At 62.3% G+C, this 24,449-nt stretch carries 26 protein-coding genes and 1 tRNA gene; 13 read left to right on the top strand and 14 right to left on the bottom strand.

The window, feature by feature from the left end; translation table 11 throughout:
- Positions 1–31: 31 nt before the first annotated feature.
- The 4 genes from KF794_09295 to KF794_09280 all read right to left on the bottom strand — a co-directional run bounded on the left by KF794_09295 (position 32) and on the right by KF794_09280 (position 5,246).
- Positions 32–859: a transglutaminase family protein gene (locus KF794_09295; protein QYK43991.1), complete on the bottom strand. Its 828-nt coding sequence runs from the start codon at positions 857–859 to the stop codon at positions 32–34.
- Positions 860–869: 10 nt separating this feature from the next.
- A complete protein-coding gene (locus KF794_09290) occupies positions 870–1,811 on the bottom strand; it encodes an alpha-E domain-containing protein (protein ID QYK43990.1) in 942 nt (313 codons plus the stop codon).
- Between the two features lies 1 nt (position 1,812).
- Entirely contained in the window at positions 1,813–3,210 is a 1,398-nt protein-coding gene (locus KF794_09285) for a circularly permuted type 2 ATP-grasp protein (GenBank protein ID QYK46658.1), read from the bottom strand.
- A 152-nt stretch (positions 3,211–3,362) separates the two neighbouring features.
- Positions 3,363–5,246 (bottom strand): feruloyl-CoA synthase, encoded by a 1,884-nt coding sequence (locus tag KF794_09280; GenBank protein QYK43989.1) that lies wholly within the window; start codon positions 5,244–5,246, stop codon positions 3,363–3,365.
- Positions 5,247–5,403: 157 nt separating this feature from the next.
- Here KF794_09280 and KF794_09275 point away from each other — a divergent pair, with 157 nt between their 5' ends.
- Positions 5,404–6,180, top strand: a complete 777-nt coding sequence (locus KF794_09275; GenBank protein ID QYK43988.1) for a competence/damage-inducible protein A — start codon at positions 5,404–5,406, stop codon at positions 6,178–6,180.
- A gap of 33 nt (positions 6,181–6,213) precedes the next feature.
- On the opposite strand, the gene KF794_09270 is transcribed toward KF794_09275, so the two are convergent.
- Positions 6,214–8,583 (bottom strand): heavy metal translocating P-type ATPase, encoded by a 2,370-nt coding sequence (locus tag KF794_09270; GenBank protein ID QYK43987.1) that lies wholly within the window; start codon positions 8,581–8,583, stop codon positions 6,214–6,216.
- Positions 8,584–8,627: 44 nt separating this feature from the next.
- Here KF794_09270 and KF794_09265 point away from each other — a divergent pair, with 44 nt between their 5' ends.
- Positions 8,628–8,903, top strand: a complete 276-nt coding sequence (locus KF794_09265) for a metal-sensitive transcriptional regulator (GenBank protein QYK43986.1) — start codon at positions 8,628–8,630, stop codon at positions 8,901–8,903.
- Positions 8,904–8,923: 20 nt separating this feature from the next.
- On the opposite strand, the gene KF794_09260 is transcribed toward KF794_09265, so the two are convergent.
- From KF794_09260 to KF794_09245, 4 genes are all read right to left on the bottom strand, one after another.
- Positions 8,924–9,136, bottom strand: coding sequence for a DUF2892 domain-containing protein (locus KF794_09260; GenBank protein ID QYK43985.1), 213 nt, complete (start codon positions 9,134–9,136; stop codon positions 8,924–8,926).
- Between the two features lie 76 nt (positions 9,137–9,212).
- Positions 9,213–10,049, bottom strand: a complete 837-nt coding sequence (locus KF794_09255) for an amino acid ABC transporter substrate-binding protein (GenBank protein QYK43984.1) — start codon at positions 10,047–10,049, stop codon at positions 9,213–9,215.
- A gap of 53 nt (positions 10,050–10,102) precedes the next feature.
- The gene (locus tag KF794_09250) at positions 10,103–11,122 is read right to left on the bottom strand and encodes a methionine synthase (protein ID QYK43983.1); all 1,020 of its coding nucleotides are present in this window, start codon (positions 11,120–11,122) and stop codon (positions 10,103–10,105) included.
- An 86-nt stretch (positions 11,123–11,208) separates the two neighbouring features.
- Positions 11,209–12,126 carry a pirin family protein gene (locus tag KF794_09245; protein ID QYK43982.1) on the bottom strand — a complete coding sequence of 306 codons (918 nt, stop codon included), beginning with the start codon at positions 12,124–12,126 and terminating at the stop codon, positions 11,209–11,211.
- A 96-nt stretch (positions 12,127–12,222) separates the two neighbouring features.
- On the opposite strand from KF794_09245, the gene KF794_09240 reads away from it, so the two are divergent.
- The 3 genes from KF794_09240 (at position 12,223) to KF794_09230 (ending at position 14,288) form a co-directional block, all read left to right on the top strand.
- Positions 12,223–12,310: transfer RNA gene (locus KF794_09240), tRNA-Leu, on the top strand.
- Positions 12,311–12,330: 20 nt separating this feature from the next.
- Positions 12,331–13,335 (top strand): NADP-dependent oxidoreductase, encoded by a 1,005-nt coding sequence (locus KF794_09235; GenBank protein ID QYK43981.1) that lies wholly within the window; start codon positions 12,331–12,333, stop codon positions 13,333–13,335.
- A gap of 122 nt (positions 13,336–13,457) precedes the next feature.
- The gene (locus tag KF794_09230) at positions 13,458–14,288 is read left to right on the top strand and encodes a thioesterase family protein (protein QYK43980.1); all 831 of its coding nucleotides are present in this window, start codon (positions 13,458–13,460) and stop codon (positions 14,286–14,288) included.
- On the opposite strand, the gene KF794_09225 is transcribed toward KF794_09230, so the two are convergent.
- The 4 genes from KF794_09225 to KF794_09210 all read right to left on the bottom strand — a co-directional run bounded on the left by KF794_09225 (position 14,289) and on the right by KF794_09210 (position 17,153).
- Complete coding sequence (locus tag KF794_09225; protein ID QYK43979.1) at positions 14,289–15,086, bottom strand: SDR family oxidoreductase; 798 nt, start codon at positions 15,084–15,086, stop codon at positions 14,289–14,291.
- Positions 15,087–15,177: 91 nt separating this feature from the next.
- Positions 15,178–15,654, bottom strand: coding sequence for a low affinity iron permease family protein (locus KF794_09220; protein QYK46657.1), 477 nt, complete (start codon positions 15,652–15,654; stop codon positions 15,178–15,180).
- A gap of 59 nt (positions 15,655–15,713) precedes the next feature.
- Complete coding sequence (locus KF794_09215; GenBank protein ID QYK43978.1) at positions 15,714–16,889, bottom strand: FAD-dependent monooxygenase; 1,176 nt, start codon at positions 16,887–16,889, stop codon at positions 15,714–15,716.
- A gap of 15 nt (positions 16,890–16,904) precedes the next feature.
- Positions 16,905–17,153 (bottom strand): zinc-finger domain-containing protein, encoded by a 249-nt coding sequence (locus KF794_09210; GenBank protein ID QYK43977.1) that lies wholly within the window; start codon positions 17,151–17,153, stop codon positions 16,905–16,907.
- A gap of 85 nt (positions 17,154–17,238) precedes the next feature.
- Between KF794_09210 and KF794_09205 the strand changes: the two genes are divergently transcribed.
- The 4 genes from KF794_09205 (at position 17,239) to KF794_09190 (ending at position 20,948) form a co-directional block, all read left to right on the top strand.
- Entirely contained in the window at positions 17,239–18,096 is an 858-nt protein-coding gene (locus KF794_09205) for a crotonase/enoyl-CoA hydratase family protein (GenBank protein QYK43976.1), read from the top strand.
- Positions 18,097–18,159: 63 nt separating this feature from the next.
- Positions 18,160–19,215 (top strand): hypothetical protein, encoded by a 1,056-nt coding sequence (locus KF794_09200; GenBank protein ID QYK43975.1) that lies wholly within the window; start codon positions 18,160–18,162, stop codon positions 19,213–19,215.
- A gap of 96 nt (positions 19,216–19,311) precedes the next feature.
- The gene (locus tag KF794_09195) at positions 19,312–20,064 is read left to right on the top strand and encodes an alpha/beta hydrolase (GenBank protein QYK43974.1); all 753 of its coding nucleotides are present in this window, start codon (positions 19,312–19,314) and stop codon (positions 20,062–20,064) included.
- On the top strand, positions 20,064–20,948 hold the full coding sequence (locus KF794_09190; GenBank protein QYK43973.1) for an alpha/beta hydrolase: 885 nt from the start codon (positions 20,064–20,066) through the stop codon (positions 20,946–20,948). The genes KF794_09195 and KF794_09190 overlap by 1 nt, the downstream gene beginning before the upstream one ends.
- Positions 20,949–21,161: 213 nt before the next feature.
- Here KF794_09190 and KF794_09185 read toward each other — a convergent pair whose 3' ends face one another.
- Positions 21,162–21,965, bottom strand: a complete 804-nt coding sequence (locus KF794_09185) for an enoyl-CoA hydratase/isomerase family protein (protein ID QYK43972.1) — start codon at positions 21,963–21,965, stop codon at positions 21,162–21,164.
- A gap of 112 nt (positions 21,966–22,077) precedes the next feature.
- On the opposite strand from KF794_09185, the gene cysE reads away from it, so the two are divergent.
- The 4 genes from cysE (at position 22,078) to KF794_09165 (ending at position 24,404) form a co-directional block, all read left to right on the top strand.
- Positions 22,078–22,917 carry a serine O-acetyltransferase gene (cysE, locus tag KF794_09180; GenBank protein ID QYK43971.1) on the top strand — a complete coding sequence of 280 codons (840 nt, stop codon included), beginning with the start codon at positions 22,078–22,080 and terminating at the stop codon, positions 22,915–22,917.
- A gap of 68 nt (positions 22,918–22,985) precedes the next feature.
- Entirely contained in the window at positions 22,986–23,387 is a 402-nt protein-coding gene (locus tag KF794_09175) for a DUF3126 family protein (GenBank protein QYK43970.1), read from the top strand.
- Between the two features lie 95 nt (positions 23,388–23,482).
- Positions 23,483–23,806, top strand: a complete 324-nt coding sequence (locus KF794_09170; GenBank protein QYK46656.1) for a hypothetical protein — start codon at positions 23,483–23,485, stop codon at positions 23,804–23,806.
- A 67-nt stretch (positions 23,807–23,873) separates the two neighbouring features.
- Positions 23,874–24,404 (top strand): gamma carbonic anhydrase family protein, encoded by a 531-nt coding sequence (locus KF794_09165; protein QYK43969.1) that lies wholly within the window; start codon positions 23,874–23,876, stop codon positions 24,402–24,404.
- Positions 24,405–24,449 lie beyond the last annotated feature (45 nt).

Raw genomic sequence — 24,449 nt, 5'->3', positions numbered from 1 at the left:
TGCCCGACCGGAACCGGTCAGCAAACCATACCTATTGTTGCGCCTGCCGGCCCGCCTGATCCACCACAACCTTAACGTCCAGCTTTTCGCCTATGCCGCCTCGGCGGTTGCCCCGGACCGGGGCCGCCCCCTGACAATCGAGGCCAATGGCGACCCGGATATAGGCGTCATCCGCCGACATGCCGTGAGCGGGGTCGAAGGCGATCCAGCCCAGATCGGGCAGCCATGCCTCGGCCCACGCATGGCCGGACTCGGTTTCGACAATGCCGTCGCTGCGCTTGAAGTAGCCGCCGACATAACGGGACGGGATGCCGAGGTGGCGCGCGGCCGCCGAGAACACATGGGCGAAGTCCTGACAGACGCCATGTTTCTGGGCGAAAGCCTCCGCCGCGGTGGTCGTCGTCAGCGTCGAGCCTGCATCGAAACGGAAAGTCTCGTAGATTCCGGTGGAGAGCGCGTGCAGCGTATCGAGCGCGGGGCGTTTGCCGCCGTCCGCGACTTCATTCGCCCATGCGCTCATCGCGGCGTCCGGGAGCGTCAGGTCGGTCGGACGCAAATAGAGCGAAGGAGGAAATTTCTCGCGCGTGCCGCGAATGATGCCATGCGTGTTCTGCGTCTCGACTTCGCCCGCGACGCGCACCGACAATTCGGAAATCGGGCCATCGACGGTGAAGGTGTGGGTGAGGTTGCCGAAGGCATCCTCGCGCGGCTCGACGTGACAGTCCTCGGAGACTTCCACGCGCCAGCGCACGACATATTGTCCGTCGTAGTTGCGCGGCCACAGGCGCAGAATCTGGATCGCGTTGGTGGCTGGCGTGTCGTAGCGATAAACGGTTTCGTGCGCGACGCGAATTCGCATTGAACTTCACTCAGATCAGGTACTGATCGGCAATCGCGTTGCCGACACGATTGTTCTCGATCAGGAAACTTGTAATGAACTCGTGGAGACCCGACTGGAAGATGTCGTCCATCTTTCCGTTTTCGAGTTTCGAGGTCATGGCGCGGGCGAGGCGCTGCGCCGGACCCTGCCGTCCGTAGAACTGCGCGAGATCGTCGAGGTATCGATTGATGTTCTCGTAGCAGCTTGCGAGCGAACGAGGCATCTGCCGGTTTAGAATGAGCAGGTCCGCGACCAGCCACGGCTTCACGCTCTCGCGGTAAACCCAGTGATAGCTGGTGCGTGCCGATACGGAACGCAGGATCGAGGCCCACTGGAAATAATCGAGCGGACCGCCGACCTGCGCTTCGCGCGGCAAGAGCACATGATACTTCACGTCGAGGATGCGCGCGGTGGCGTCGGCACGTTCGACGAGAAAACCGAGTCGCGAAAACCAATAAGCGTCGTTTCGCAGCATGGTGCGGAAACTGGTGCCGTCGAAGCGTACCGAGGTTTCCATCACGAAATTGAGGAAGCGCGAGAACTCCTCGCGCGTCGCGCGATTCGGATCGTAGCGGCGCATTTCGTGCCATGCCGAATTGATCGCGTCCCACATTTCCATCGTGAGCGCGGTACGGACCGAGCGCGCGTTCTGCCGCGCGATTTCGAGGCAGTTGCGGATCGAGGCGGGGTTCGCGGGCGAGAAGGCGATGAACTCGGTGACGGTGCGCTCGTTCGCTTCCTCGTAATTCTCGAAGAAGGAAACGAGGCATCCTGCCGTCGCCAGCGCGGATTTCCATTCGTTGGTTTCGCCGCCGTAGCCCTGCGGGAGCGCAGAGAGGCGATAAGTGGCATCGAGGATGCGCGCGAGGCACTCGGCGCGCTCGACGTAGCGGGATAGCCAGTAGAGGTTGTCTGCGGTGCGCGAGAGCATGTCAGCGATCCAGCACCCAGGTGTCTTTCGTGCCGCCGCCCTGCGACGAGTTCACGACCAGCGAACCTTCCTTCAGCGCGACGCGCGTCAGTCCGCCCGGCACGATGCGGACGCGGTCGCGGCCCGTCAGTACGAAGGGGCGCAGGTCGACATGGCGCGGTGCGATGCCGGCGTCGGTGAAGGTGGGGCAGGCGGAGAGCGAAAGCGTCGGCTGCGCGATGAAGCCGTGCGGATCGTTCTTCACCTTCGCCGCGAAATTCTCGATGGTCTTCTTATCGGCGGCAGGCCCGATCAGCATGCCGTAGCCGCCGGAGCCGTGGACTTCCTTCACGACAAGCTGCTCGATGTTTTCGAGAACGTATTTCAGGTGGTCCGGCTCGCGGCAACGCCAGGTATCGACATTCTTCAGGATCGGTTCTTCGCCGAGATAGAATTTGATGATGTCCGGCATGTAGCTGTAGACGGCCTTGTCATCGACGATGCCGGTGCCGATTGCATTGGCGAGCGTGACGTTGCCGGCCTGATAGACCGACATCAGCCCCGGCACGCCGAGCATGGAGTCGTTGCGGAACACCAGCGGATCGATGAAATCGTCGTCCACGCGGCGATAGATCACGTCCACGCGCTTCGGGCCTTCGGTCGTGCGCATGTAGAGCATGTCGCCCTTCACGAACATGTCGCGGCCTTCGACCAGCTCCACGCCGAGTTTATCGGCGAGGAAGGAGTGTTCGTAATAAGCGGAATTGTAGATGCCGGGCGTCATCAACACGACATTCGGCTCGCCGGATGACGTGATAGGCGCGACTGATTTCAGGGTTGCGAGCAATTCGTCGGCGTAATTCTCGACCGGCGCGACCGGGTGGTCGATGAACAGTTCGGGAAACAGCCGCAACATGATTTCCCGGTTCTCCAGCATGTAGGAGACGCCGGAGGGAATGCGCGCGTTGTCTTCCAGCACATAGAAGTTGTCGGGATCGACACGCACCACATCTACGCCCGCGATATTGACGTAGACGTTGTGCGGTACGTTCATTCCGTTCATTTCGGGCCGGAAGACAGGATTTCCGTAGACCAGATCTTCGGGAACGATACCGGCGCGGAGGATTTCGCGCTTGTGGTAGACGTCGTTGAGATAGGCGTTCAGCGCCTTCACGCGCTGTTCCAGCCCGCGCGCGAGCTTCTTCCATTCGCCGGCCGTGATGATGCGCGGAATGATGTCGAAGGGAATGAGCCGCTCGGTGGAAGCGGCGTCGCCATACACTGCGAAGGTGATGCCGATGCGCCGGAAAATGAACTCAGCTTCCTTGCGGCGATATTCGAGGACGTCCTTCGGGACTGTGTTCAGCCAGTGCGCGAGCTGGATATAAGCGGGCCGGACCGAGCCGTCGGGCGCGTGCATTTCGTTGAAAAAGGCGGGATTACGCGCTGACAAGTCTTGCTCCGGCGAGGCGGGTTATTTCCGTTCCGCAGCATGCCAGCAGCGGCGTTCTGGCGCAAAAGGCGGCAGCGCACAGGATTGATGCAACGCGCTCAAAACTTAATCGTTCCGCGTCAGGCGGCGAAGATGACTTCGGGGCCGGGCGAGGCTGCAAACAGCCGGGCAATCTCCGGCGCGCGCCGCTCCAGCGCCGCGCGCTGGTTGATATAGCCTTTGTCGGTGATTTCGTTGGCGTCGATAGAAGGGGCGTCGGGCAGCAGGATTGCGCGGGCAATCTTGCCGGAGAGGCCGGACTGCGTTGCGTTCCATTTTTTGAGCGCCACTGCGACATGCTCGCGCACTTTTTCGTGGCTTGCCAACGCGGGAAGCGGTGTCGAGGCTTCGACGCTCGCAATCTTCGCGGCGCCTGCGGGGTTGAGCCAGACCAGCACGCCGACATGCTCGCGTCCTTCGCCGCAGATCACCATGTCCTGCACCACGGGCGAGCAGGCGGCGATGGCGGCGACGCGGAGCGTTCCAACCTGTACCCATGTGCCGCTGGTGAGCTTGAAGTCTTCCGCGAGACGGCCATCGAAAATCAGGCCTTTATCGGGATCGTTCGGGTCTGAGAAGCGCACGGCGTCGCCGGATTTGTAGAAGCCTTCTTCATCGAACGCGGTTTCGGTCTGGTCGTCGCGTTTCCAGTACCCACGCGAGACGTTCGGCCCGCGCACGCGGATTTCGAGCTTGTTGCCGGACGGGACGAGCTTGGTCTCGACGCCTAGACACGGCACGCCGATCACGCCCGGACCGTCGGCGAAGAAATGCTGCATCAGGGAGAGCGGTGCGGTTTCCGTGGTGCCCCACGCGGTCGCCATCGGCACGCGCGCGCCGGTGATGCGCACGGAGAGATTTTCGAGGCGGTCCCAGAGATCCTGCGGGAGCGATGCGCCTGCGTAGAAAATCATTTGCAGGCGTGCGAAGAATTTTTTCGCGAGCGCGTCGTCGCGTTCGAGGAATGGCAGGAGCATGGCGTAGCCCGCGGGCACGTTGAAGTAGGTCGTCGGCGAAACATCCGCGACGTTCTTCACGGTCTGCTCGATCAGGCCCGGCGCTGGCTTGCCGCCGTCGATATGCATTGTGCCCGCGAGGCGCGCGGGCAGGTTGAAGCAGAAGCTGCCGCCGAAGGTATGGTTCCACGGCAGCCAGTCGCACAGCACCAGCGGCGTTTCTTGCAGGTAGGGCCAAGAGCCGACGATCTGTTCCTGATTGGCGGTGAGCATGCCGTGCGTCGTCGCGACGCCTTTCGGCAGGTTGGTCGAACCGGAGGTGAACAGAAACTTCGCGAGCGTATCTTTCGTAATCGCGGCGACCGCTTTTTCAAGCGCCGCGCCGGGTTTCGTCTGCGCGAGCTGATCGAACAGCGTGACGTTCTCAAGATTTGCGGAATTGCTGCTCGCGACGATTTCTGCGTTCGTTCCCGCGATCGCCAGCGCCTTCGCGAAGGGGCCGGTGTCGGCGGCGTAGACAAGGCCGGGGTTCAAGAGTTCGGTAATGTACTTGATCTTGGCGAGGTCGCTGCTCATCAGCGAATAGGCGACCGAGATCGGCGCCACCGGAATCCCGGCGGCATGGCATGCCTGGGTCAGCATCGCGTGGTCGATGGCGCCGCCCGACAAAATCATCACCGGCCGTTCGGCGGAAAGGCCGCGTTCGAGCAAGGCGGAGGCGATCGCATCCACCTTGCCGCGTGCCTGCTCGAACGTAATCCTGCGCCAGTCATTGCCGGCACGCTCCGCGAGATAAACGTGGGAGGGCGCTTTCTCGACGGCCCGGCGAAACAGGTTCGCGAGCGAGGGATCGAATTCGGGAAGCGGGTAGCGCGAGCGCAGCAGGATCGCGCCGTCGGGGCGCTCGCTGCGTTCGACGGAAACGGGCGCGAAGTTCAGCGGCCTGAATGGCGGTTTTGTTTGCGGCGCGGCGGACTCCGCCGCTTTCACGGCAGGCTGGCTGTTCATGGGCGTTCCTCGGGTCGCGGGCGTTTCGCAGTGCGAACGCCTCTTTGCTTGCCGCTACGATGATGCACAATAATTCAGGGGTCCATCAAAATCGCATGGGGACCTTGCGAATTATATTTCTTGGCGTTCGCGGGCCGGGTGCCGGATAATCCCTCGCATGGCCGATAATCCGCAAACGCTCGTCACTGCCGGTATCCTCGTGATCGGCGACGAACTGCTTTCCGGGCGTACCAAGGACACCAATGTCGGACACATCGCAGAGAACCTGACCGCCATCGGCATCGACCTGCGCGAGGTGCGTTTTGTCCCGGACATGGAGGAGGAGATCGTGGCCGCGCTGAACGCGCTGCGCTTCCGCTACTCATATGTGTTCACGACCGGCGGCATCGGTCCAACCCATGACGACATTACCGCGGATGCGGTGGCCAAAGCCTTCGGCGTGGGCATCGGCCACGACCCACGGGCGGTCGCACTGCTGAAAGAGCGCTTCACCGACGGCGAACTGAACGAAGCACGGATGCGCATGGCGCGGATTCCCGATGGCGCGGAGCTTGTGGTCAATTCCGTTTCCAAAGCGCCGGGCTTCTGGCTCGGCAACGTAATCGTGATGGCGGGCGTTCCTTCCATCATGCGCGCGATGCTGGACTGGGTATTGCCGCAACTCAAAACCGGCGTGAAGGTGCTTTCCGAAACCATCGATGCCGGATTGAAGGAAGGCGACATCGCGAGCGACCTGCGCGAAATCGCGAAGAACCATCCGGAGACAACGATTGGTTCATATCCCTATATGTCGGAAAAGGGATTTGCGACGCGTGTGGTGGTGCGTTCGCGCGATGCTGAGAAGCTCGCGGTAGCGAAGGCAGACGTAGAAGCAATGTCCGCGCGCATCCTTGCGGAACTGAACGCGAAGAAGACGGCCAAAGCCGTCTCTTGATTTTCGCGCGAAGACCGCGATTGTTTCCGCAGATCAGACTTTCGCAATCCGAAGCCGTAGTGCGTTTGCAATCACGCTGACGGAAGAGAGCGCCATAGCAGCCGCGCCGACGATGGGCGACAGCAGGATTCCGAATACCGGATAGAGCACGCCTGCTGCAACCGGCACACCTGCCGCGTTGTAGAAGAACGCGAAGAACAGGTTTTGCCTGATGTTGCGCATTGTCGCCTGCGACAGGTGACGCGCGCGTAGAATTCCGGCGAGGTCGCCCTTCAGCAGCGTTATGCCTGCGCTTTCCATCGCAACATCGGTGCCGGTGCCCATTGCGACGCCGACATCCGCTGCGGCGAGGGCAGGTGCGTCGTTCACGCCGTCGCCTGCCATCGCAACCACTGCGCCCTTGGTGCGGAGTTGTTCGACGATTTCCTTCTTCCGTTCGGGCAGCACTTCCGCCTCGACTTCCGAGATGCCCAGTTCGCGAGCGATGGCGTCCGCGGTGGTGCGGTTGTCGCCGGTAAGCATGACGATGCGCACACCTTCGGTGCGCAATGCCGCGATGGTTTCTCGCGCGTTTTCTTTCAGCGGATCGCGGATCGCGAATAGCCCTGCGGCCCTGGCGTCAACGCCCGCGAAAATCACAGTCGCACCTTCGGCGCGGAGCTTATCCGCTTGCGCCTCGAAGTTTCCGGTTTCGACACCCCGCTCGCGCAGGAAGGCGGCGCTGCCGAGCGTAATCTGCTTGCTCTCCACCGTTCCGAATGCGCCTTTGCCTGTGGGAGAGTCGAACTGCGCGACTTCTGCCAGCGAAATCTTGCGCTCCTGCGCCGCCGTGACGATGGCATGGGCGATGGGATGCTCGCTGGCGCGCTCGACGCTCGCGACCAGACGCAGCAATTCGTTTTCCTCGAACGAGGGCGAGACAATACTGACCAACTTCGGCTTGCCTTCGGTCAGCGTGCCGGTCTTGTCCACGACCAGCGTGTCGACGCGCTCCATGCGCTCCAGCGCCGCGGCGTTCTTCACCAGCACGCCGTTCTGCGCGCCGCGCCCGACGCCGACCATGATCGACATGGGTGTCGCGAGGCCGAGCGCGCAGGGGCAGGCTATGATGAGCACGGTAACGGCAGCGACCAGTGCATAGGTAAAGCGCGGTTCCGGCCCGAACAGACTCCACGCCGCGAAAGCGGCGAGCGCGGCGGCGATCACCAGCGGTACGAACCACGCGGAAACCCGATCCGCGAGACGCTGGATCGGCGCGGCGGAACGCTGCGCCTGCGCCACCATCTGCACGATTTGCGACAGCATGGTGTCGCGGCCGACTTTCTCCGCGCGCATCACCAGCGCGCCGCTCTGGTTCACGGTTCCGGCGATCAGTTTCGCGTCACTATCCTTTGTGACCGGCATCGACTCACCGGTGACCATCGACTCATCGAGCGACGAGCGGCCTTCGATTACGACACCATCGACCGGAATCTTCTCGCCGGGACGGATGCGGAGCTTGTCTCCCGCCTGCACGGTGTCGATTGCGACCTCTTCCTCGCTGCCGTCATCTTTCACGCGGCGTGCCTGTTTCGGGGCGAGACCGAGGAGTGCACGGATCGCGCCGGAAGTTTGTTCGCGCGCCCGCAACTCCAACACTTGTCCCAGCAACACGAGGGCGGTGATGACTGCCGCCGCCTCGAAATAAAGCGCGACGTTGCCGTGATGGTCCTTGAATGCGGGAGGGAAGATGCCGGGAATAAAAAGCGCGACTACGCTGTAAAGCCATGCGACGCCGGTGCCGAGCGCGATCAGCGTGAACATGTTCAGGTTTCGCGTAAGCAAGCTCGCCCAGCCACGCTCGAAGAATGGCCATCCGGCCCAAAGCACGACCGGCGTCGCCAAAGCGAACTGGAGCGGTCCAGACCATTCTGCGCGTACGAAGCGGATACCGGTGAGGTGCGGCACCATTTCCAGAAATAGTACCGGGATCGACAACGCGAGCGCGATCCAGAATCGCCGCGTCATGTCGGCAAGCTCAGGGTTCGGCGGCGTGTCGAGCGAAACGAGTTCGGGTTCCAGCGCCATGCCGCAGATCGGGCAGGCACCGGGGCCGACCTGCCGCACTTCCGGGTGCATCGGGCAGGTGTAGATCGTGCCTGCGGGCACATAGTCCTTGCGCGGCTGGTCCGACAGATACTTTTCCGGATCGGCGATGAACTTCTCGCGGCATTTCGGATTGCAGAAGTAATAGGTATGGCCGCGATGTTCGGCGCGATGTTTCGCGGTGTGCGGATCGACCATCATTCCGCAGACGGGGTCCTTCACCTTGTGCGCGTCCAGTTTTCCGTGAGCGCCGCCGCAGCAACTCTTTGGCGCGGCTTTGTCGTGATGGTTGTGGTCGTGTGCATGATGATCGGACATTCTCGGCCCTTGCGGCATATACCCTAGGGGGGTATATAGACCCCATGCAAAAGGAAGCCAAGTCCGAAACCCTGAAGCGTCTCAACAGAATTGCAGGGCAGGTGCGCGGTCTTGCGGGCATGGTCGAGGAGGACCGTTACTGCATCGACATCCTGACGCAGCTATCCGCCGTGCGCGCAGCACTTCGCAAGGTCGAGGACGAAATCCTGCGCGATCATGTCGGGCATTGCGTCGAGGGCGCAATCCGTAGCGGCAATAAGGCTGAGCAGCGCAAGAAGGTCGCGGAACTGATGGACGTTTTCGCGCGTGCGGAGCGCTAGGCGCTCTGCACGGCGATTCTTCATGCCGATTTGCGAGGGCAGGTCGTGACGCCGAACAATGTATAGGCGGGACACCAGCCGATCAGCGCGGTCAGAATTGGCACGACGCCGATCCAGCCAAGCCAGTTAAAGCCGGTTGCCGGGAAGATATAGCCGAGCGCAAAAGCCAGCAGCGCAAGTCCGAGCACGATACGCGCCACGCGGTCTGCCATTCCAACGTTCATGACATTCATCCGTTTTTGTACGGCGAAATACTGTTGTGCGCGGTCCGCGGTCCGTTTGATTCAAATCAAACGCGGGGCAGCCATGTCAATCGGGCAGGGAGTTGATCGCGATCATGGTGCGGAGCAGTTCGTCTGCAGTCATGCCGAAGTTCTTGTTCGCGAGCGCTTCGATGCGTCCTTGGCGCGCGAGCCGCGCCAGCGTGCGATCGACGATAAGGCGGAACGATGCATCGCCTAGTTGCAGCGCGAGGCCATATGTTTCGTAGCTGAAATATTTGCGGCCGAGTTTGAACTGCTGACCCTGTTCGCGCCGCGAATGAAGGAAAGCAAGAATGGCGCGATCCGCGAAGTAGGCGTCGATCTTTCCTTCCGCCAGCAGGCGGATTCCTTCGCGATGGTCTTTCGCGACCACGACTTCCGCCTTGACGCCGAGTTGCGCGAGCGAGCCACGCAGCAGGTCGTGCGTGGTGGTGCCGCTCAGCACACCGACGCGTTTTCCCTGAAAGTCCTCGAAGCGCTCGATTTCGTTGCCGCGAAAGGCGACGCCTGCGCCGTCCACGAAGGTCGGGATGGAGAAGTCGACAATCTCGCGGCGCGAGATCGTGATCGAACTCGGATCGCAGAGCAGGTCGATCTTGTTCTCGCGCAGCATCTCGAAGCGAGATTCGGAGGTGACGACCACGAACTCGATCTTCACGTCGCGCTTCAGTTGTTGCTGCACTGCCTGCGCCACGTCGCGGCACAGGTCGACGATATAGCCCGCGGCGTTGCCGTTATTGTCGCGGAAGGAGTGCGGCTGCGCGTCGGCGCGGTGGCCGATGCGGATGATGCCGCTCTCGCCGATGCGTTTCAACGTATCGGCGCTTGCGGTGGTCAGCCACGCCGCGAGAACGGCGGCAACGAGCCATACGGAACGCAGCATGATTTCCCTCCTGCGCAGGAGAGCAAATCATTCGCGGCCCGCCAAGGCAATCGTTATCCGAAGCGCTCGCGCGCCAGCGCCGCGCCCTTGCCGAGTGCAGCGAGCTTGGCGAAGGCGATTTCGCGCTTCATCGGCGCCATGCCGCAGTTGGTGCAGGGGAAGATGCGGTCTTTCGGGATGTAGCGCATCGCTTCCTGAATGACGGCGCAGACTTCTTCCGGCGTTTCGATCTCGTCGCTGGCCACGTCGATCGCTCCGACGAGCACGTCCTTGCCTTCGAGGAGGCCGATCAGTTCGAGCGGCACGCGGGAATTGCGGGCTTCGAGTGCGACCTGCTGGATTTTGCTTTTTGCGATGGCGGGGAAGATGTCTTCGTATTGCCGCCACTCGTCGCCGAGCGTTTTCTTCCACGCAAGGTTGGCTTCGATGCCGTAGCCGTAACAGATATGGACAGCGGTGGTGCAGGAGAGGCCTTCAGCTGCGACATGCAGCGCGTCAATGCCCCATTGCGTGACTTCGTCCATGTAAACGTTGAAAGCCGGCTCGTCGAACTGAATGGTATCGACGCCGTCTTTCTCCAACGCCTTCGCTTCCTGGTTCAGCAGCTTCGCGAATGCCATCGCCATCTTCACGCGGTCGCCGTAATGCTGATCGGCAATGGTATCGATGATGGTCATCGGGCCGGGCATGGTGATTTTCAGGCGGCGCTTGGTATGCGCGCGTGCGACCTTCGCCTCGAATTCGTGGACGCGGCCTTTCAGTTTCAATTCGCCGACGACTTGCGGCACCATCGCTTTATATCTGTCGTTGCGAATGCCCATTTCAATCTTATTTGCGAAGTCGATTCCTTCGACCTGTTCGAGGAAGCCGTGAACGAAATGTTGCCGGGACTGCTCGCCGTCGGTGAGGATGTCGATGCCGGCATCCTCCTGTTCTTTCAGAATGAGCACTGTCGCGTCGCGCTTGGCATCGCGCAGCGCCTGGCCGGATTGTTTCCACGGCGCCCACAGCACGTTCGGCTCCGCGAGCCATGCTGGCTTGGGCAAACTTCCGGCAATCGTCGTCTCGAACATGTGGCGTTTCCTTGGACGTTGTGGGTCACGGCTTATGCCGTTTATCATTTGCGCTGGCCGCTCGTTCCGCTCGCCAGCGCGATTTTTTATTTCTCTGGCAGGGGAATGAACTCGGTTTCGTCGGGTACCTGCTTGAAGCGGCCGGTCTTCCAGTCTTCCTTCGCCTGCTCGATGCGTTCCTTGCTCGAGTGGACGAAGTTCCACCAGATGTAGCGCGGACCTTCGAGCGCGGCGCCGCCCAGAAACATCAGCCGTGCTTTGGTGACGGCACGAACGGTGATGCGGTCGCCGGGACGGAAGATAAGAAGACGCGGCGCCTCGAAATGGTCGCCTGCGATCTCCACTTCGCCTTCGACCACATAAATCGCGCGTTCTTCGTAATCGGGATCGAGTGGCGCGATAGCGCCGGCATCGAGTACGACTTCGCCATAGAACCAATCGGAATACATACCGACCGGAGATTCCTTGCCGAACATTTTCCCAGCGACCACGCGCGCACGGAATGCGCCGTCGTCGATCACGGGCAGGCTTTCGGCGGTGAAGTTCTGAAATGTTGGTGCGGTTTCTTCGTGCGATTTCGGCAGCGCGATCCAGCTTTGTAGCCCGCTCATTTTTAGGCCGCCGCCGCGCGCGTCGCCGGGCGTGCGTTCGGAATGGGCGATGCCGCTGCCCGCGGTCATCAGGTTCATCGCGCCCGGCGTGATTTCGAGCGCATTGCCTTCACTGTCGCGATGCATGATGCGGCCGTCGAAAAGATAGGTGACGGTCGCAAGGCCGATATGCGGATGCGGCCGCACGTCCATTGCCTGACCGGCGACAAACTGCACGGGGCCGAATTGATCGAAGAAGATGAAGGGGCCGACCATCTGCCGCTTGCCGTGGGGCAGTGCACGGCGCACCTCGAAATCGCCGAGGTCGCGCGCGCGCGGGACGATGACGAGCTCGAGCGCATCGCAGGAGCGCTTGTCGCCGAGAATCGGATCTTGCGAGGGCAGCCAGGACATGCGCCGATATTAGGCGATTTTTCCCCGAGTGCGAGCGGCGTTCTTGCCCACTTTGGTTGCAAGCAGGCACAGCCCGCGCCTATGTTCCGCTCCGTTGCCGGCGTGGCGGAATGGTAGACGCAAGGGACTTAAAATCCCTCGGAGGGAAACCTCTGTCCCGGTTCGAGTCCGGGCGCCGGCACCATAGTTACGAACGGGGAATTCATGCGCGCCTACGTTATGAACCGATACGGCGGTTCGGAAGGTTCGCAACTGACCGAAGTGCCCGTGCCGGTGCCGGGACCACATGAAATTCTTGTGCGCGTTCGCGCTGCGGGGATCAATCCGGTCGATTTCAAATTCCGGCAAGGCAAGCTGCGCGTTATCTACCGGCCGAAACTTCCGTTCGTGCTCGGCAACGAAGTCGCGGGCGAAGTGATTTCGGTCGGCAATGGCGTGAGACGTTTCCGCGTAGGTGATCGCATCTTCGCGCGGCTCAGGAAAGATCTGGGCGGTGCATTCGCCGAGCAGGCAATAGTGGATGAAGAACACGCGGCGCTCATTCCTGCGCAACTCGATTTTGCGACCGCAGCCGCTGTGCCGTTGGCGGGACTCACCGCACTGCAAGCCTTGCGTGATGAACTCTCGCTAAAGCCTGGGAGCAGGGTGCTGATTACGGCGGGTGCCGGTGGCGTTGGCACGTTCGCGATCCAGATTGCGAAATGGCTCGGGGCGCATGTTACGACCACGGCCTCGAAACGAGGCGATGCGCTGGTTCGTTCGCTCGGGGCTGACGACGTGATCGATTACACTTCGCAGAAATTATCGAACAGCGGGCGGGTATTCGACGCCGGTTTCGATCTGGTTGGCGGCGAAACACTAAACGAGATGTTTGGGGTCATGAAAGCTGGCGCGAAAATCGTCTCGGTTTCTGCGCTGCCGGAGCCGCAAACCGCGCTCAAGGATCTCGGCCGTGGTTATTCGCTCGCGGCCTTGTTCTGGCTTGCCAGCTATAAACTGAGATCGCGCGCAAGAGCGGCTAATGTCGAGTACCGCTTTCTGTTCATGCACCCAAGCGGCAGCGAACTGGCGGAACTGGGTAGCTTGATAGAGCAAGGAAAAATGAAAGTTATCCTCGACCGGAAATTCCCGCTCGAACAGATTGCCGAAGCTCTGGCTTATCTGGAGGCTGGAAAAGCGAAGGGTAAAGTCGTCGTCGAGATAAACTGACGCCCGTGCTTTCAGGTTGACGCCACGTCACCCTTGCACTGCTTTCGCGTTTGGTTGAACTTCGCGGACTAAGCGCGCGAAAGCTGCGCGCACAGTTTGCGAAGTTGCAACAGGGGTTTTCGATGCATCCGTTGGACGCGGCAACCGCGCTGGAAAAATCCGGCGACAAAGTTTCCGGAAAGACCAGCGACGCCTACTGGAATTTCACCGGCCCGTTCGGCGGCGCGACAGCGGCGACGCTGCTGCATGCCGCGATGGAACATCCGGCGCGGCAGAACCTGCCACTCGCCATGACCATCAATTATTGCGCGCCGGTCGCGAAGGAGGCGTTCGAGATTTTTGTGAGCGAGAAGCGTACCAACCGCTCGACGCAGCATTTTTCCGTGGAGATGAAACAGGGCGCGGACATCGTCAGCACCGCGACGCTGGTTTTCGCCGCGCGGCCCGAAGGCTTCTTCCATACGTCCGGCAAGATGCCGGATGTCCCGCCGCCGGAGAAAATCGACCCGCCGAAGGCGAGCGCACCGCTGGCGTGGATCAGCCGTTTCGACATGCGCTTCGCCAGCGGATTCCCGGCGATGCGGCCGAACGAAGATGCCCCGCTTGGAAGTGCGCGCACGGAAGTGTGGATGCGCGACAACCCGGCGCGTAAAATGGATTTCTTGTCGCTGATGAATATGAGCGACGCGTTTTTTGCGCGGCCGTTTCATGTGCTCGGAAGGCTGATTCAGGTCGGCACGGTTTCCATGACGACCTACTTCCATTGCGACGAATCCGATCTCGCGGAAGTGGGAGACGACTTCGTACTTGGCGTTGCCGACGCGAGCATTTTCGCGAACGGCTACGCCGACCAATCCGCGTGGCTTTGGTCGCGCGGCGGCAGACTGCTCGCTACCAGCCAGCAGATCCTCTATTTCCGTGACAAGGCGTTTGTGCCCGGCGGGAAAAAGTAATCAGCGGGCCACTAGCGGCGAGAAGCCGAGATGCATCCCGGCATCGATCAGCAGTGTTTCGCCGGTGACGTTGCGCGAAGCATCCGACAAAAAGAACAGCGCGGCGTCGGCGACATCCTCTGCGGTTGATGCGACTTTCAGCGGCGAATTTGCGATTACGCGCTCGCGCAGCGCGGCGGCCGCCTGATCGCCGATGGTTTTCGTGAACCACGGCGTGTCGATGAAGCCGGGGCAAATGGCGTTGATGCGGATTTTCGGTGCGAGCGCGCGGGCCAGTGCGATCGTCATGGTGTTGAGCGCGCCCTTGCTCGCGCCGTAAGCGACCGACGAGCCGACGCCTGTTACCGCTGCGATGGACGATGTCATCAGCACGCTAGGCCGCGGGGCGGCTTCAAGCAGCGCGCGCGTTGCCCGCAGCATCTGGAACGGGCCGATGGTATTCACGGCGTAGAGCCGGAAGAAATCTTCCTTCGAGATTGCATTCAGGTCGGCGTGGTTCGGCGCCATCTTGGTGATGCCGGCGTTGTTTGCGAGCGCATCGACGCGGCCGAATTTTGTGGCCGCTTCCGCGATCTTTTTGCAGTCGGCGTCTTCGCTGACGTCACCCTGTACGATGGCCACCTCCGCACCGGCCGAGCGGCAGGTATCGGCGGTTTCTTCCGCTTCCTTCGCACTGCGCGCATAATTGACGATCACCGCTTTCGCCCCGCGCTTTGCAGCGCCGATTGCGATAGCCGCGCCGAGACCGGTGGAAGAACCAGTAACCAGCACGATCTTGCCGTCGAAATCGCCCGCCATGTTTCGCTCCCGGTTTTCTTCTTTCATCTTCCGGTGAAGGCGGGCGGCTGGCAAGCGAGGATGCGGAAGTGCGCTTGCCTTGCTTCCAGGGTTATTTCCTCGTTCTTGATTTCTTCATGCTGCGGGGACGAACCGGATCGCAGCCAGCGCGCTGGCGGATGATCTCGTGCAGTTGCTCCAGTTCCTTGTCGGTCAGATCCTCGATCTGCGCGAAGTCGTTGCGCGCACCGTGCATCTTGATGATGAGTTCTGAGAGCTTGACCTGCACGGCGAGGGCGTCGCGGTTTTGCGTGTTCTGGATGAGGAAAACCATCAGGAAGGTAACGATCGTAGTGCCGGTATTGATGACGAGTTGCCATGTATCGGAAAAGCCGAACAGCGGCCCGCTGATGGCCCATACCAGAACGGTGAGCACCGCCAGCGTGAATACCCACGGGCTGCCGCTAAAGCGGGAAGTGTTATGGGCGAATTCCGTGAACCAGGTATCCAGCCGGTCGCTGAAACCATCAGGCGGGCGGAAGGAAACGGCGGACAGTTTCGCTGCGGCTTTGCTTCGGGTGCGGCCCATTTTCGTTCCGGGGTTGTCGAACATTGCATAACGCCGCACGTACGCAGTCCGTTCCGCGCTTAGCCGCGATAAATCCATTCATTTCGTTTGAGCAAGCCCGCGCCGCCGAGACGTTGCAGCACCGCGTCGCGTGCGTGCCACCACGGCCAGCCAATGTGGTAGGCGCGTCCCGCCTTTCGCGCCTCGCGTTGCATCCGCGTTGCGCGCGCAATGCGGACGCCTTCGTAACGGCGGAGCGCGACGGCAACGTCCTCATGCTCGCACATGGTGGACGCGAGCGCGGCGGCATCCTCCAGCGTGGCGGCGGCACCCTGTGCGAGAAACGGCATCATCGCGTGTGCGGCGTCGCCGAGCAGGGTGGCACGGCCTTCGGTCCAGACCGTCATCGGGTCGATGTCGCTCAGCGTCCAGCGGCGAAACTGTTTCGCGAGTGCGAGCACTGCGCGCGGTTCTTCGTTCCAGTGCGCAAAGAAGGGAAGAATGTCGCTTGGCGAACATTCTTCGCCCCAGGATTCGCTGGTGCGCGCATCGCGGGCGACGGCGACGAGATTGATCCGGCTGCCGTCGCCTGCCGGATAATGAACGAGATGCCCGCCGGGGCCTAGCCAGATGCGCACTTCGTTGCGGCGGCAATCGTCCGGCATTGCGCCGGCGGGAAGCAGCGCGCGCCACGCGGCAAAGCCGCTCGCGGCCGGTTTTGCATCAGGCGCAAGGCGAAGGCGGGAGAGGGAGCGGATTCCGTCCGCGCCGATCAGCGCGAGGCCGTTGATCTCTTCCGCCTGCGTACCTTTGTACGCCAGCGCGGTGATGCCGCGATTATGAATTGCAAAATCGCCGATCGAAATGCCGTAGCGGATTTCTATGTCGGCATGATCGGAGGCAAGCGAGAGCAGGGTCTCGTGCAGGTCGGGCCGCAGGCAGACGAGATAGGGCGAGCCGAACTTTTCCGCCATCACGCTTTTCAGCGGCATTTCCGCGAGCAGCGCGCGGTTGATGCCGTTGGACACGACGAGCGACTCCGGCTCGATGGCGCGCTTCATCAACGGCGCGAGCGCGCCGATTTCGTTCAGCGCGCGCGTTGCGTTGGGAGAGAGTTGAATACCGGCGCCGGCTGGGTCCGGCTTCGCGTCACGCTCGAACAGGACCGAGCGGAATCCGGCTTTCGATAATGCGAGTGCCGTGGCAAGGCCGCCGATCCCGGCACCGGCGATCAGGATGGTTCGTGACCGCGCCATTTGCGCGATCCTGCGTTACGCTGCGGCTGGCGCGCGATAGACGCATTCCGGCGGGTTGGACGTGCCCGCCGCGAGCTTCGGATTATAGCGGTAGAGCGTCGAGCAGTACGGGCAGATGATCTCGTGTTCCGAACCCATGTCGAGATAGACGTGCGGGTGATCGTAGGGCGGGCGCGCGCCGACGCACTTGAACTCGTGCGCACCGATTTCGATCACGGGAATTCCGGCATCGTTGTGGAAGTGGGGAACGACCTGGTCGGCCATGGCGAAGCCCTTGATTTGCGGGCGCACCATAACGGCATAATGCGCGTCGAAACAAGCCGCCGGAGCGGCTGAGTGGAGGACCAAAATGCCGCGCGTTACCTATGAAAAAGACGGCCGCATCGCGCGCGTGACGCTGAACCGTCCGGAGGCGATGAACGCCATCGACATGGAATTGCCGGGCGAACTGGCGGCAGCGGTGGAGAAGGCCAATGCCGACTCGAAGGTGCACGTGATCGTGCTCTCCGGCGCGGGCAAGGCGTTCTGCGCGGGCTACGACCTTTCGCTGTTCGCCGAAGCGGGCGGCAGCAATCCAGGCGTGCAGGAAATGCCATGGGACCCGATGAAGGACTATGCGCTCATGATGGGGTTCACCGAAAAATTCATGAGCCTGTTCCGCTCGTATCGTCCGGTGATCTGCAAGGTGCACGGCTTCGCGGTAGCGGGCGGCTCCGACATCGCGCTCTGCTCCGACTTCGTGATCATGAGCGAGGATGCGCAGATCGGATACATGCCGGCACGGGTCTGGGGTTGCCCGACCACGGCGATGTGGGTGTACCGGCTCGGCGTCGAGCGCGCGAAGCGCATGCTGTTCACCGGCGACAAAGTGGATGGCCGCGAGGCGGAGCGGATGGGGCTGGTGCTGAAGGCGGTTCCGGCAGCGGAACTGGACGGCGAGGTCGAGCGCTTCGCGGAGCGGCTGGCTTCCGTCCCGGTCAATCAGCTCATGATGCAGAAGCTGATGATCAGTCAGGCCTACGAGAACATGGGCCTGCGCACGACCCAGATGTTCGCGACACTGTTCGACGGCATCACCCGCCATTCGCCGGAAGGTATGGCGTTCAAGCGCCGGGCGGAAACGGTGGGCTGGAAACAGGCGGTGCGCGAGCGCGACCTCGGCACCTACGACTGGACCGCGGACAAGCCCATTAACCGCGCCGACTGAGGCGCTTAAAGAGGGAGGGCACGCCCCTTGGCTTTGCCGCAATCGCAACGCATATGCGGCAGCATGAAAGGCATTCTGGTCCGTCTCGTCATCGTCTGTGCGCTTGCCGGCGCGGCGATTTATTCGCTGCCGGAAGGCTGGCGTATGACGGAACTCGCCATCGCCTCGCGCGACCCGGCGGCGCTCGCCGATCTGCGCCTGCGCGGCTTCGACCGCGACATGGCAGTCACCGAGATCGAGGCGGCGCTCAAAGCGGACGACGCGGAACTTGCCAACAGCTTTGCGGCGCTCGCTGCCGACCGCAAAATCGAATTGCCGAAGGAACTGGCCGCGAAAGTCGAAGCCGCGAACTCGCTGGCGGCGAGTACCAAGCGCAACCTGTCGAGTTTCGTTAGCGGCTTCCTGTACGGCGAACCAAAAGACGGCGCGGGTTTCGCCGGTGCCACTACCGGCGATTTCATGATCTACGGCGACGTGCGCGACCTCGTGCGCGAAGGCTCGCGCTGGGTGCGCGGCGTCGAATCCGATCCGCTCATCATGGGCCTTGCGGGCGCGGGACTGGTCGCGACCGCAGGCACCTATTTCTCGTTCGGCGCGGCTGCGCCCGCGCGCGTCGGCTCGACGCTCCTGAAAGTCGCGCGCCGTACCGGAAAGATCAGCGGCAAGCTCGCAGACAATTTCGTCACACTGCTGAAAACCGGCGGCAAGACGAAGGTCGCCGGAGCGCTTGCCGACATCGCGAAAGTCCAGCGCAAGGGCGGCACGCGCGCGGCGCTGGAAGGCTTGAAGAGCGCCGACAACGTCACCGATCTCGCCCGTGCGGGCGTGCTGGCCGAGAAGAAGGGCAGTGCGACGCTCGCGATCTTCAAGCGGCTGGGGCGCGGCGCAGTTGCGGTAGGCGTCGGCGCGCTCGCCATCGCCGGCTGGATGATCGGCGCCGCGAGCAGCCTGTTCTTCTTCGTGGTCGCGGTGGTGAGCTTCATCGCCGCCGTGCTGCGCTGGATGTGGCCGGGCCGCTGGCTGAAACCAGCCGCCGCCCCGCGGCGCGGATGGCTTGGTGGCTTCGTGCGCTATCTGCTGGAGCCGTTCCGCGTCCGTCCGACGCCCAGCGCGGGCTGATTATCCTAAAAATCCATAGCGCGTCGTAGCGTCATGCCGTCCATGCATGGCTTTGCGCTGGCGAATCCGGTTTTGCGCCGCTAGACCATCGCCCCGATGGTCAGCTTCACACATAACGGCACCGAGATCGCGTATCTCGACGAAGGCTCGGGCGATCCGGTCGTGCTGGTGCACGGCTTCGCGTCCAGCAAGGAAACCAACTGGGTCTATCCGGGCTGGTTCAAGCCGCTGAAGGATGCCGGGTACCGCGTGATCGCGCTCGACAACCGCGGCCACGGCGCTTCGACCAAGCATTACGACACCGCGCGCTACTCCATCGCCGAGATGGCGGACGACGTGATCGCGCTGCTCGACCATCTGCAGATCGAGAAGGCCGATCTGGTCGGCTACTCGATGGGTGCGCGCATCTCCGCCTATGCCGCGTCGCATTTCCCGTCGCGGGTACGCTCGGCCACGCTGGGCGGCATGGGCATGACGCTGGTGCGGGTCGCGCCTGCGAACACGGAAATCGCCGAGGCAATGGAAGCAGAAAGCGCGGAAGGAATTACCAATCCGGTTGCGCTGCGGTTCCGCAAGTTCGCCGAACAGAGCGGCGCCGACCTGAAGGCGCTCGCCGCGCTGTCGCGATCCAACGAGCGCACCGTTGATTTGGCCGCGGCGGCTGCGATCCCTGTCCCGGTTCTGATCGTGGTGGGGACGAAGGACGATATCTCCGGCTCCGGCGAGGACCTGGCCAAGCTGATCCCGAATGCGAAGTTCGTTTCGCTGCCCGACCGCGATCACATGCGCACGGTGGGCGACGCGAAGTTCAAGCAGGCTGTCATCGACTTTCTCAGGGAACGCCCGTGATGCTGGAACGCGCGCCGCGTACCGAAACCTTCACCGGATCGAGCGGCAACAAGCTTGTCGGAGATTTTTACGGCAAGGGTCCGCGCGCGGTGCTGCTGCTGCACGGCGGCGGGCAGACGCGCCATGCCTTCGCCGGTACGGCGCAGGAACTCGCGAAAGCCGGTTGGAGCGCGCTGGTACTCGACCAGCGCGGACATGGCGACAGCGAATGGGTGGAAAGCGGGGCGTACACCGCGCCTGATTTCGCGCGCGATGCGATTGCCGTCGCGGCGGAATTGACCAAGCGCTTCGGCGCGCCGCCGGTGCTGGTCGGCGCATCGCTCGGCGGCATGGCCGGGATGCTGGCGGAAGGTTTCGCCTTCAACGAAAAGCGCGCGCCGAACTTCGCGGCGCTGGTGCTGGTCGACGTGACGCCGCGGTTCGATCCGCAGGGTGCCTCCAAGATCCGCGACTTCATGCGCGGGCGCGCGTTCGAGGGCTTCGCGAGCATTGAGGAAGCGGCGGACGTGGTCGCGCAGTACCTGCCGCACCGGCCGCGTCCGGCTTCCAACGAAGGGCTGCGCAAGAACCTGCGGCAGCGCGATGGCCGCTGGTACTGGCACTGGGACCCGCGTTTCTTCGACGGCCCGCATCCGATCAGCCACGAACGCCACCTCTATGAAGAGGAGCGGGTGGAGGCGGTGCGCCACCTTCGCATTCCCGCGTTGCTGGTACGCGGCGGGTCTTCCGAACTGGTCAAGGAAGAACACGCGAAAGAGTTTCTCGCGCTCGCTCCGCACGCCAAATTCGTCGATGTGGCGGGTGCCCGGCACATGGTGGCGGGCGACCGCAACGACGTTTTTTCGGCGGCTATCGCCGATTTTCTGGCGCAGCTACCCGAATAATCGGGAAATATAAATTATCGAGTCTTTTGAATCGGTTGGCGGTGCCGGCTGAAGGCGCGATTCCGCGTGAGCCACTTCAAGTTCAGATTCCGATTCAGTTGAAGTTGAGAATCCGATTCAACGAAACCCTGAGTCTTTCCGCGGTTTTTCCGGTTCAGGTTCCGATTCAGATTCCGGCCATGCTTGCGAAGAGATTCAGGGCGGAGTGGCGCGTCATTCGCCCCTGAACACCGGCTTGCGCTTGTCGAGAAACGCCGCGCGACCTTCCTTGTAATCGGCGCTGTCGAAACATTTTTCCGCCGCCGCGAGCACGGCTTCCAGCGAAGCCGCGGCTTCAAAGCCTGCCGCGTGATTGATGGCGAGCTTTCCGGCGCGCAGCGAGAGCGGCGCATTGTCCGCAATCGTCGCGGCAAGTGCTTCCACTTCCGATTCAAGTGCCGCATCCGCGACCAGCCGGTTGAGGAAGCCGAGTTTTTCCGCTTCCGGCGCTTTCACGCGGCGCGCGGTGTAGAGCCAATCCTTCGCGTTGGGTGCGCCGATGCAGGCGACGATGTAACCGATTGCCTGCGGCGGGTAGGCGAGACCGAGACGGCCCGGCGGAATTGCGAACTCGGCGTTGTCGCTTGCCACGCGAAGGTCGCAGGCTGCGGCAAGACCCACGCCGCCGCCCATGCAAAAGCTGCGGATCATTGCGATCGTCGGCACGGGACAGCTTCCGATTGCGTCGAACGCGACGATGTTTGCCTCCTCATAGGCGCGCGCGCCGTCGGCGGAGGCGCGCACCGTCTCGAACTCGGAAATATCAGCACCCGAACAGAACGGCAGATCGCCCGCGCCGCGCAACACGATGGCGCGGACCTCCTTGTTTTCCGCGAGTGCAGCCAGCAACTTGGGCACCTCGCGCCACATGTCGAAGGAGAGTGCGTTCTTGCGCTCCGGGCGGTCAAGGATCAGGTAACCAACCGGGCCTTTGACTTCGGTGCGGATGGGGGATTTCTGCGGCTGCGTTTGGTGCATGGCTGGGAACGGACCGGATTGCTAAGGATTTCGAAGGTATCACCCCGTCACATAGCCTGTGCTAGGATGACGGCCTACCCAATTCATCATTCAGGCGAAGCGGAACAGAGCCATGGCGCTGCATAAGACGCTACCGAAGGGGGTTAAATCCCTCGATCCGGTCTGGAGCCGGGTCCGCGAGGAAGCGGAGGAAGTCGCGCGCCGCGAACCGGCGCTGGCAAGCTTCATTTTCACCACTGTCCTGAACCACGACGCCATCGAGCATGCCATCGCGCACCGCGTGGCGGCGCGCCTCGGCTCCGGCGACGTGTCGAGCGAACTGATCGTGCAGGCCTTCAACGAGGCGATTGCCGCCGACAGCAACATCGGCGCCGCCATGCGCGCCGATATCGTCGCGGTGGCGGAGCGCGATCCGGCAACCACGCGCTATCTGGAGCCGATGCTTTATTACAAAGGCTTCCATGCGTTGCAGGCGCACCGCCTTGCGCACTATCTCTGGCACAAGGGCCGCAAGGACTTCGCCCTTTACCTGCAAAGCCAGTCTTCGTCCGTGTTCGGCGTGGACATCAACCCGAATACCAAGATCGGCCGCGGCATCTTCATCGACCACGCGACCGGCGTGGTGATCGGCGCGACCGCCGTAATCGACGACGACGTTTCCATTCTGCAAGGCGTGACGCTGGGTGGCACCGGCAAGGAGCAGGGTGACCGCCATCCGAAGATCCGGCGCGGCGTGTTGCTCTCGGCAGGCGCGAAAGTGCTCGGCAATATCGAGGTCGGTTCCTGCGCGCGCGTCGCGGCGGGTTCGGTGGTGCTGAAACCGGTTCCGGCCAATGTCACGGTCGCAGGCGTGCCCGCGCGCGTGGTGGGCGACGCCGGCTGCAAGGACTCGCAGCCCTCGCATTCCATGAACCAGATTTTCGAGATGCCGTTCATGGGCGAAGCCATCTGACCGGCGGTTTTGTGTTTCGCGGCAGGCGCGGGTAGGTTGCCCGCGCCTTCGCTTTTTGGAGATTCCCCTTGGACCGCGCCGAACTCGACCGCCTGCAAACCTATCTTCAGCGCATGTTGAATCCGGAGATCGGGTTGGCCGCGCGGGCGCGCGTGCAGAACATGGCGGAGCTTATTCTCAACGACGAGCCGATCGGCCGCGTGACTGTCGACGACGAGGACGGCGACCGTTCCTACAACGTCACGGTTTCCATCGAGATGCCGTCCGCGAATCCGAACCTCAACGAGGCGGTGCGCGGCAAGTTCGGGAACCCGAAACTGCGGGTCGTGCCGCGTCCAAAGAAGACCGACTCCTCCGAAATTTATCTCGAAGACGAATATATCGCCGTGCTGTTCCGGGACGACGCCTCCGGCCGCTCATGGACCTTCGAGATGGCGGTGCTCGACATCGACCTCGACGAGGCCGATTAACCTCGCTGCCGGAAACGGCTTGCACGGCGCTTTAAGAGATTATTAACCTCGCCGCCACGGGCCAAGAAAGCCCGCAGTACGGGTGGCGTTGCGTGATTTCCCAGGAAGCCTTGCAGTCCCTTTATGCGCTGGCGTTCGGCTTTTGCCTCGCCGGTATGCTGTGCTCCGGCTATCAGGTTTTCGCCGAGCGCCCGGCCAGCTTCCGCCTGCTGAACAGCACGCGCATGATCGCCCTGAGCGCGGTCCCGTTCCTCGTCTTCGCCGCGCCCTTCATCATCATCCGCAACACCATCCGCGGCCGCCAGATGGAAGACCGCAACATGATGTTCGTGGTCCTCGCGACGGTGATCGCGGGCCTGTGGAGTTTCTTCTCCGGCGTCGCGGCGGTGGAAGCGCTCCGCTACGCGGCCGGGCTGTAATTCGCTCGCGATTTTCGCACGTGCGTGGCATGGTCCCGCGCGAAAAGTAATTCACGCGAGACAAGCAATGCCCGTCTATGAATTCGAAGGAATCCGCCCGGAGCTTCCAGCGCCTGGAACGTTCTGGATAGCGCCGAATGCAAGCGTCGTCGGCAAGGTGCGCCTGCGCGAACAGGTGAGCATCTGGTTCAGTGCGGTGCTGCGCGGCGACAACGAGTGGATCGAAGTCGGCGTGCGTTCCAACATTCAGGACGGCTGCGTGATGCATACCGATCCGGGTTTCCCGCTGAAGATCGGCGAGGGCTGCACCATCGGACACAACGCGATCGTGCACGGCTGCACCATCGGCGACAATTCGCTGGTCGGCATGGGCGCGACCATCATGAACGGCGCGAAGATCGGCAAGGACTGCATCGTCGGCGCAAACTCGCTCGTATCCGAGGGCAAGGAATTTCCGGACGGCTCGCTCATCATCGGCGCGCCCGCGAAACTCGTGCGCCCCCTCGACCAGAAAACCATCGACTTCCTGAAGCTCGCAGCCGCCAGCTATTACAATCGCTGGCCAAAATACGCGGCGAGCTTCAAGCAGGTGGATTGAACGGCGGCGGTAATCCGGGCCGCTTCGCAAGGCGAAATTACGAGT

The organism is Xanthobacteraceae bacterium, from assembly GCA_019454205.1.
Taxonomy (GTDB): Bacteria; Pseudomonadota; Alphaproteobacteria; order Rhizobiales; family Xanthobacteraceae.
The sequence above is the reverse complement of the archived record's forward strand: the minus strand, read 5'-3'. Positions and strand labels throughout refer to the sequence as shown.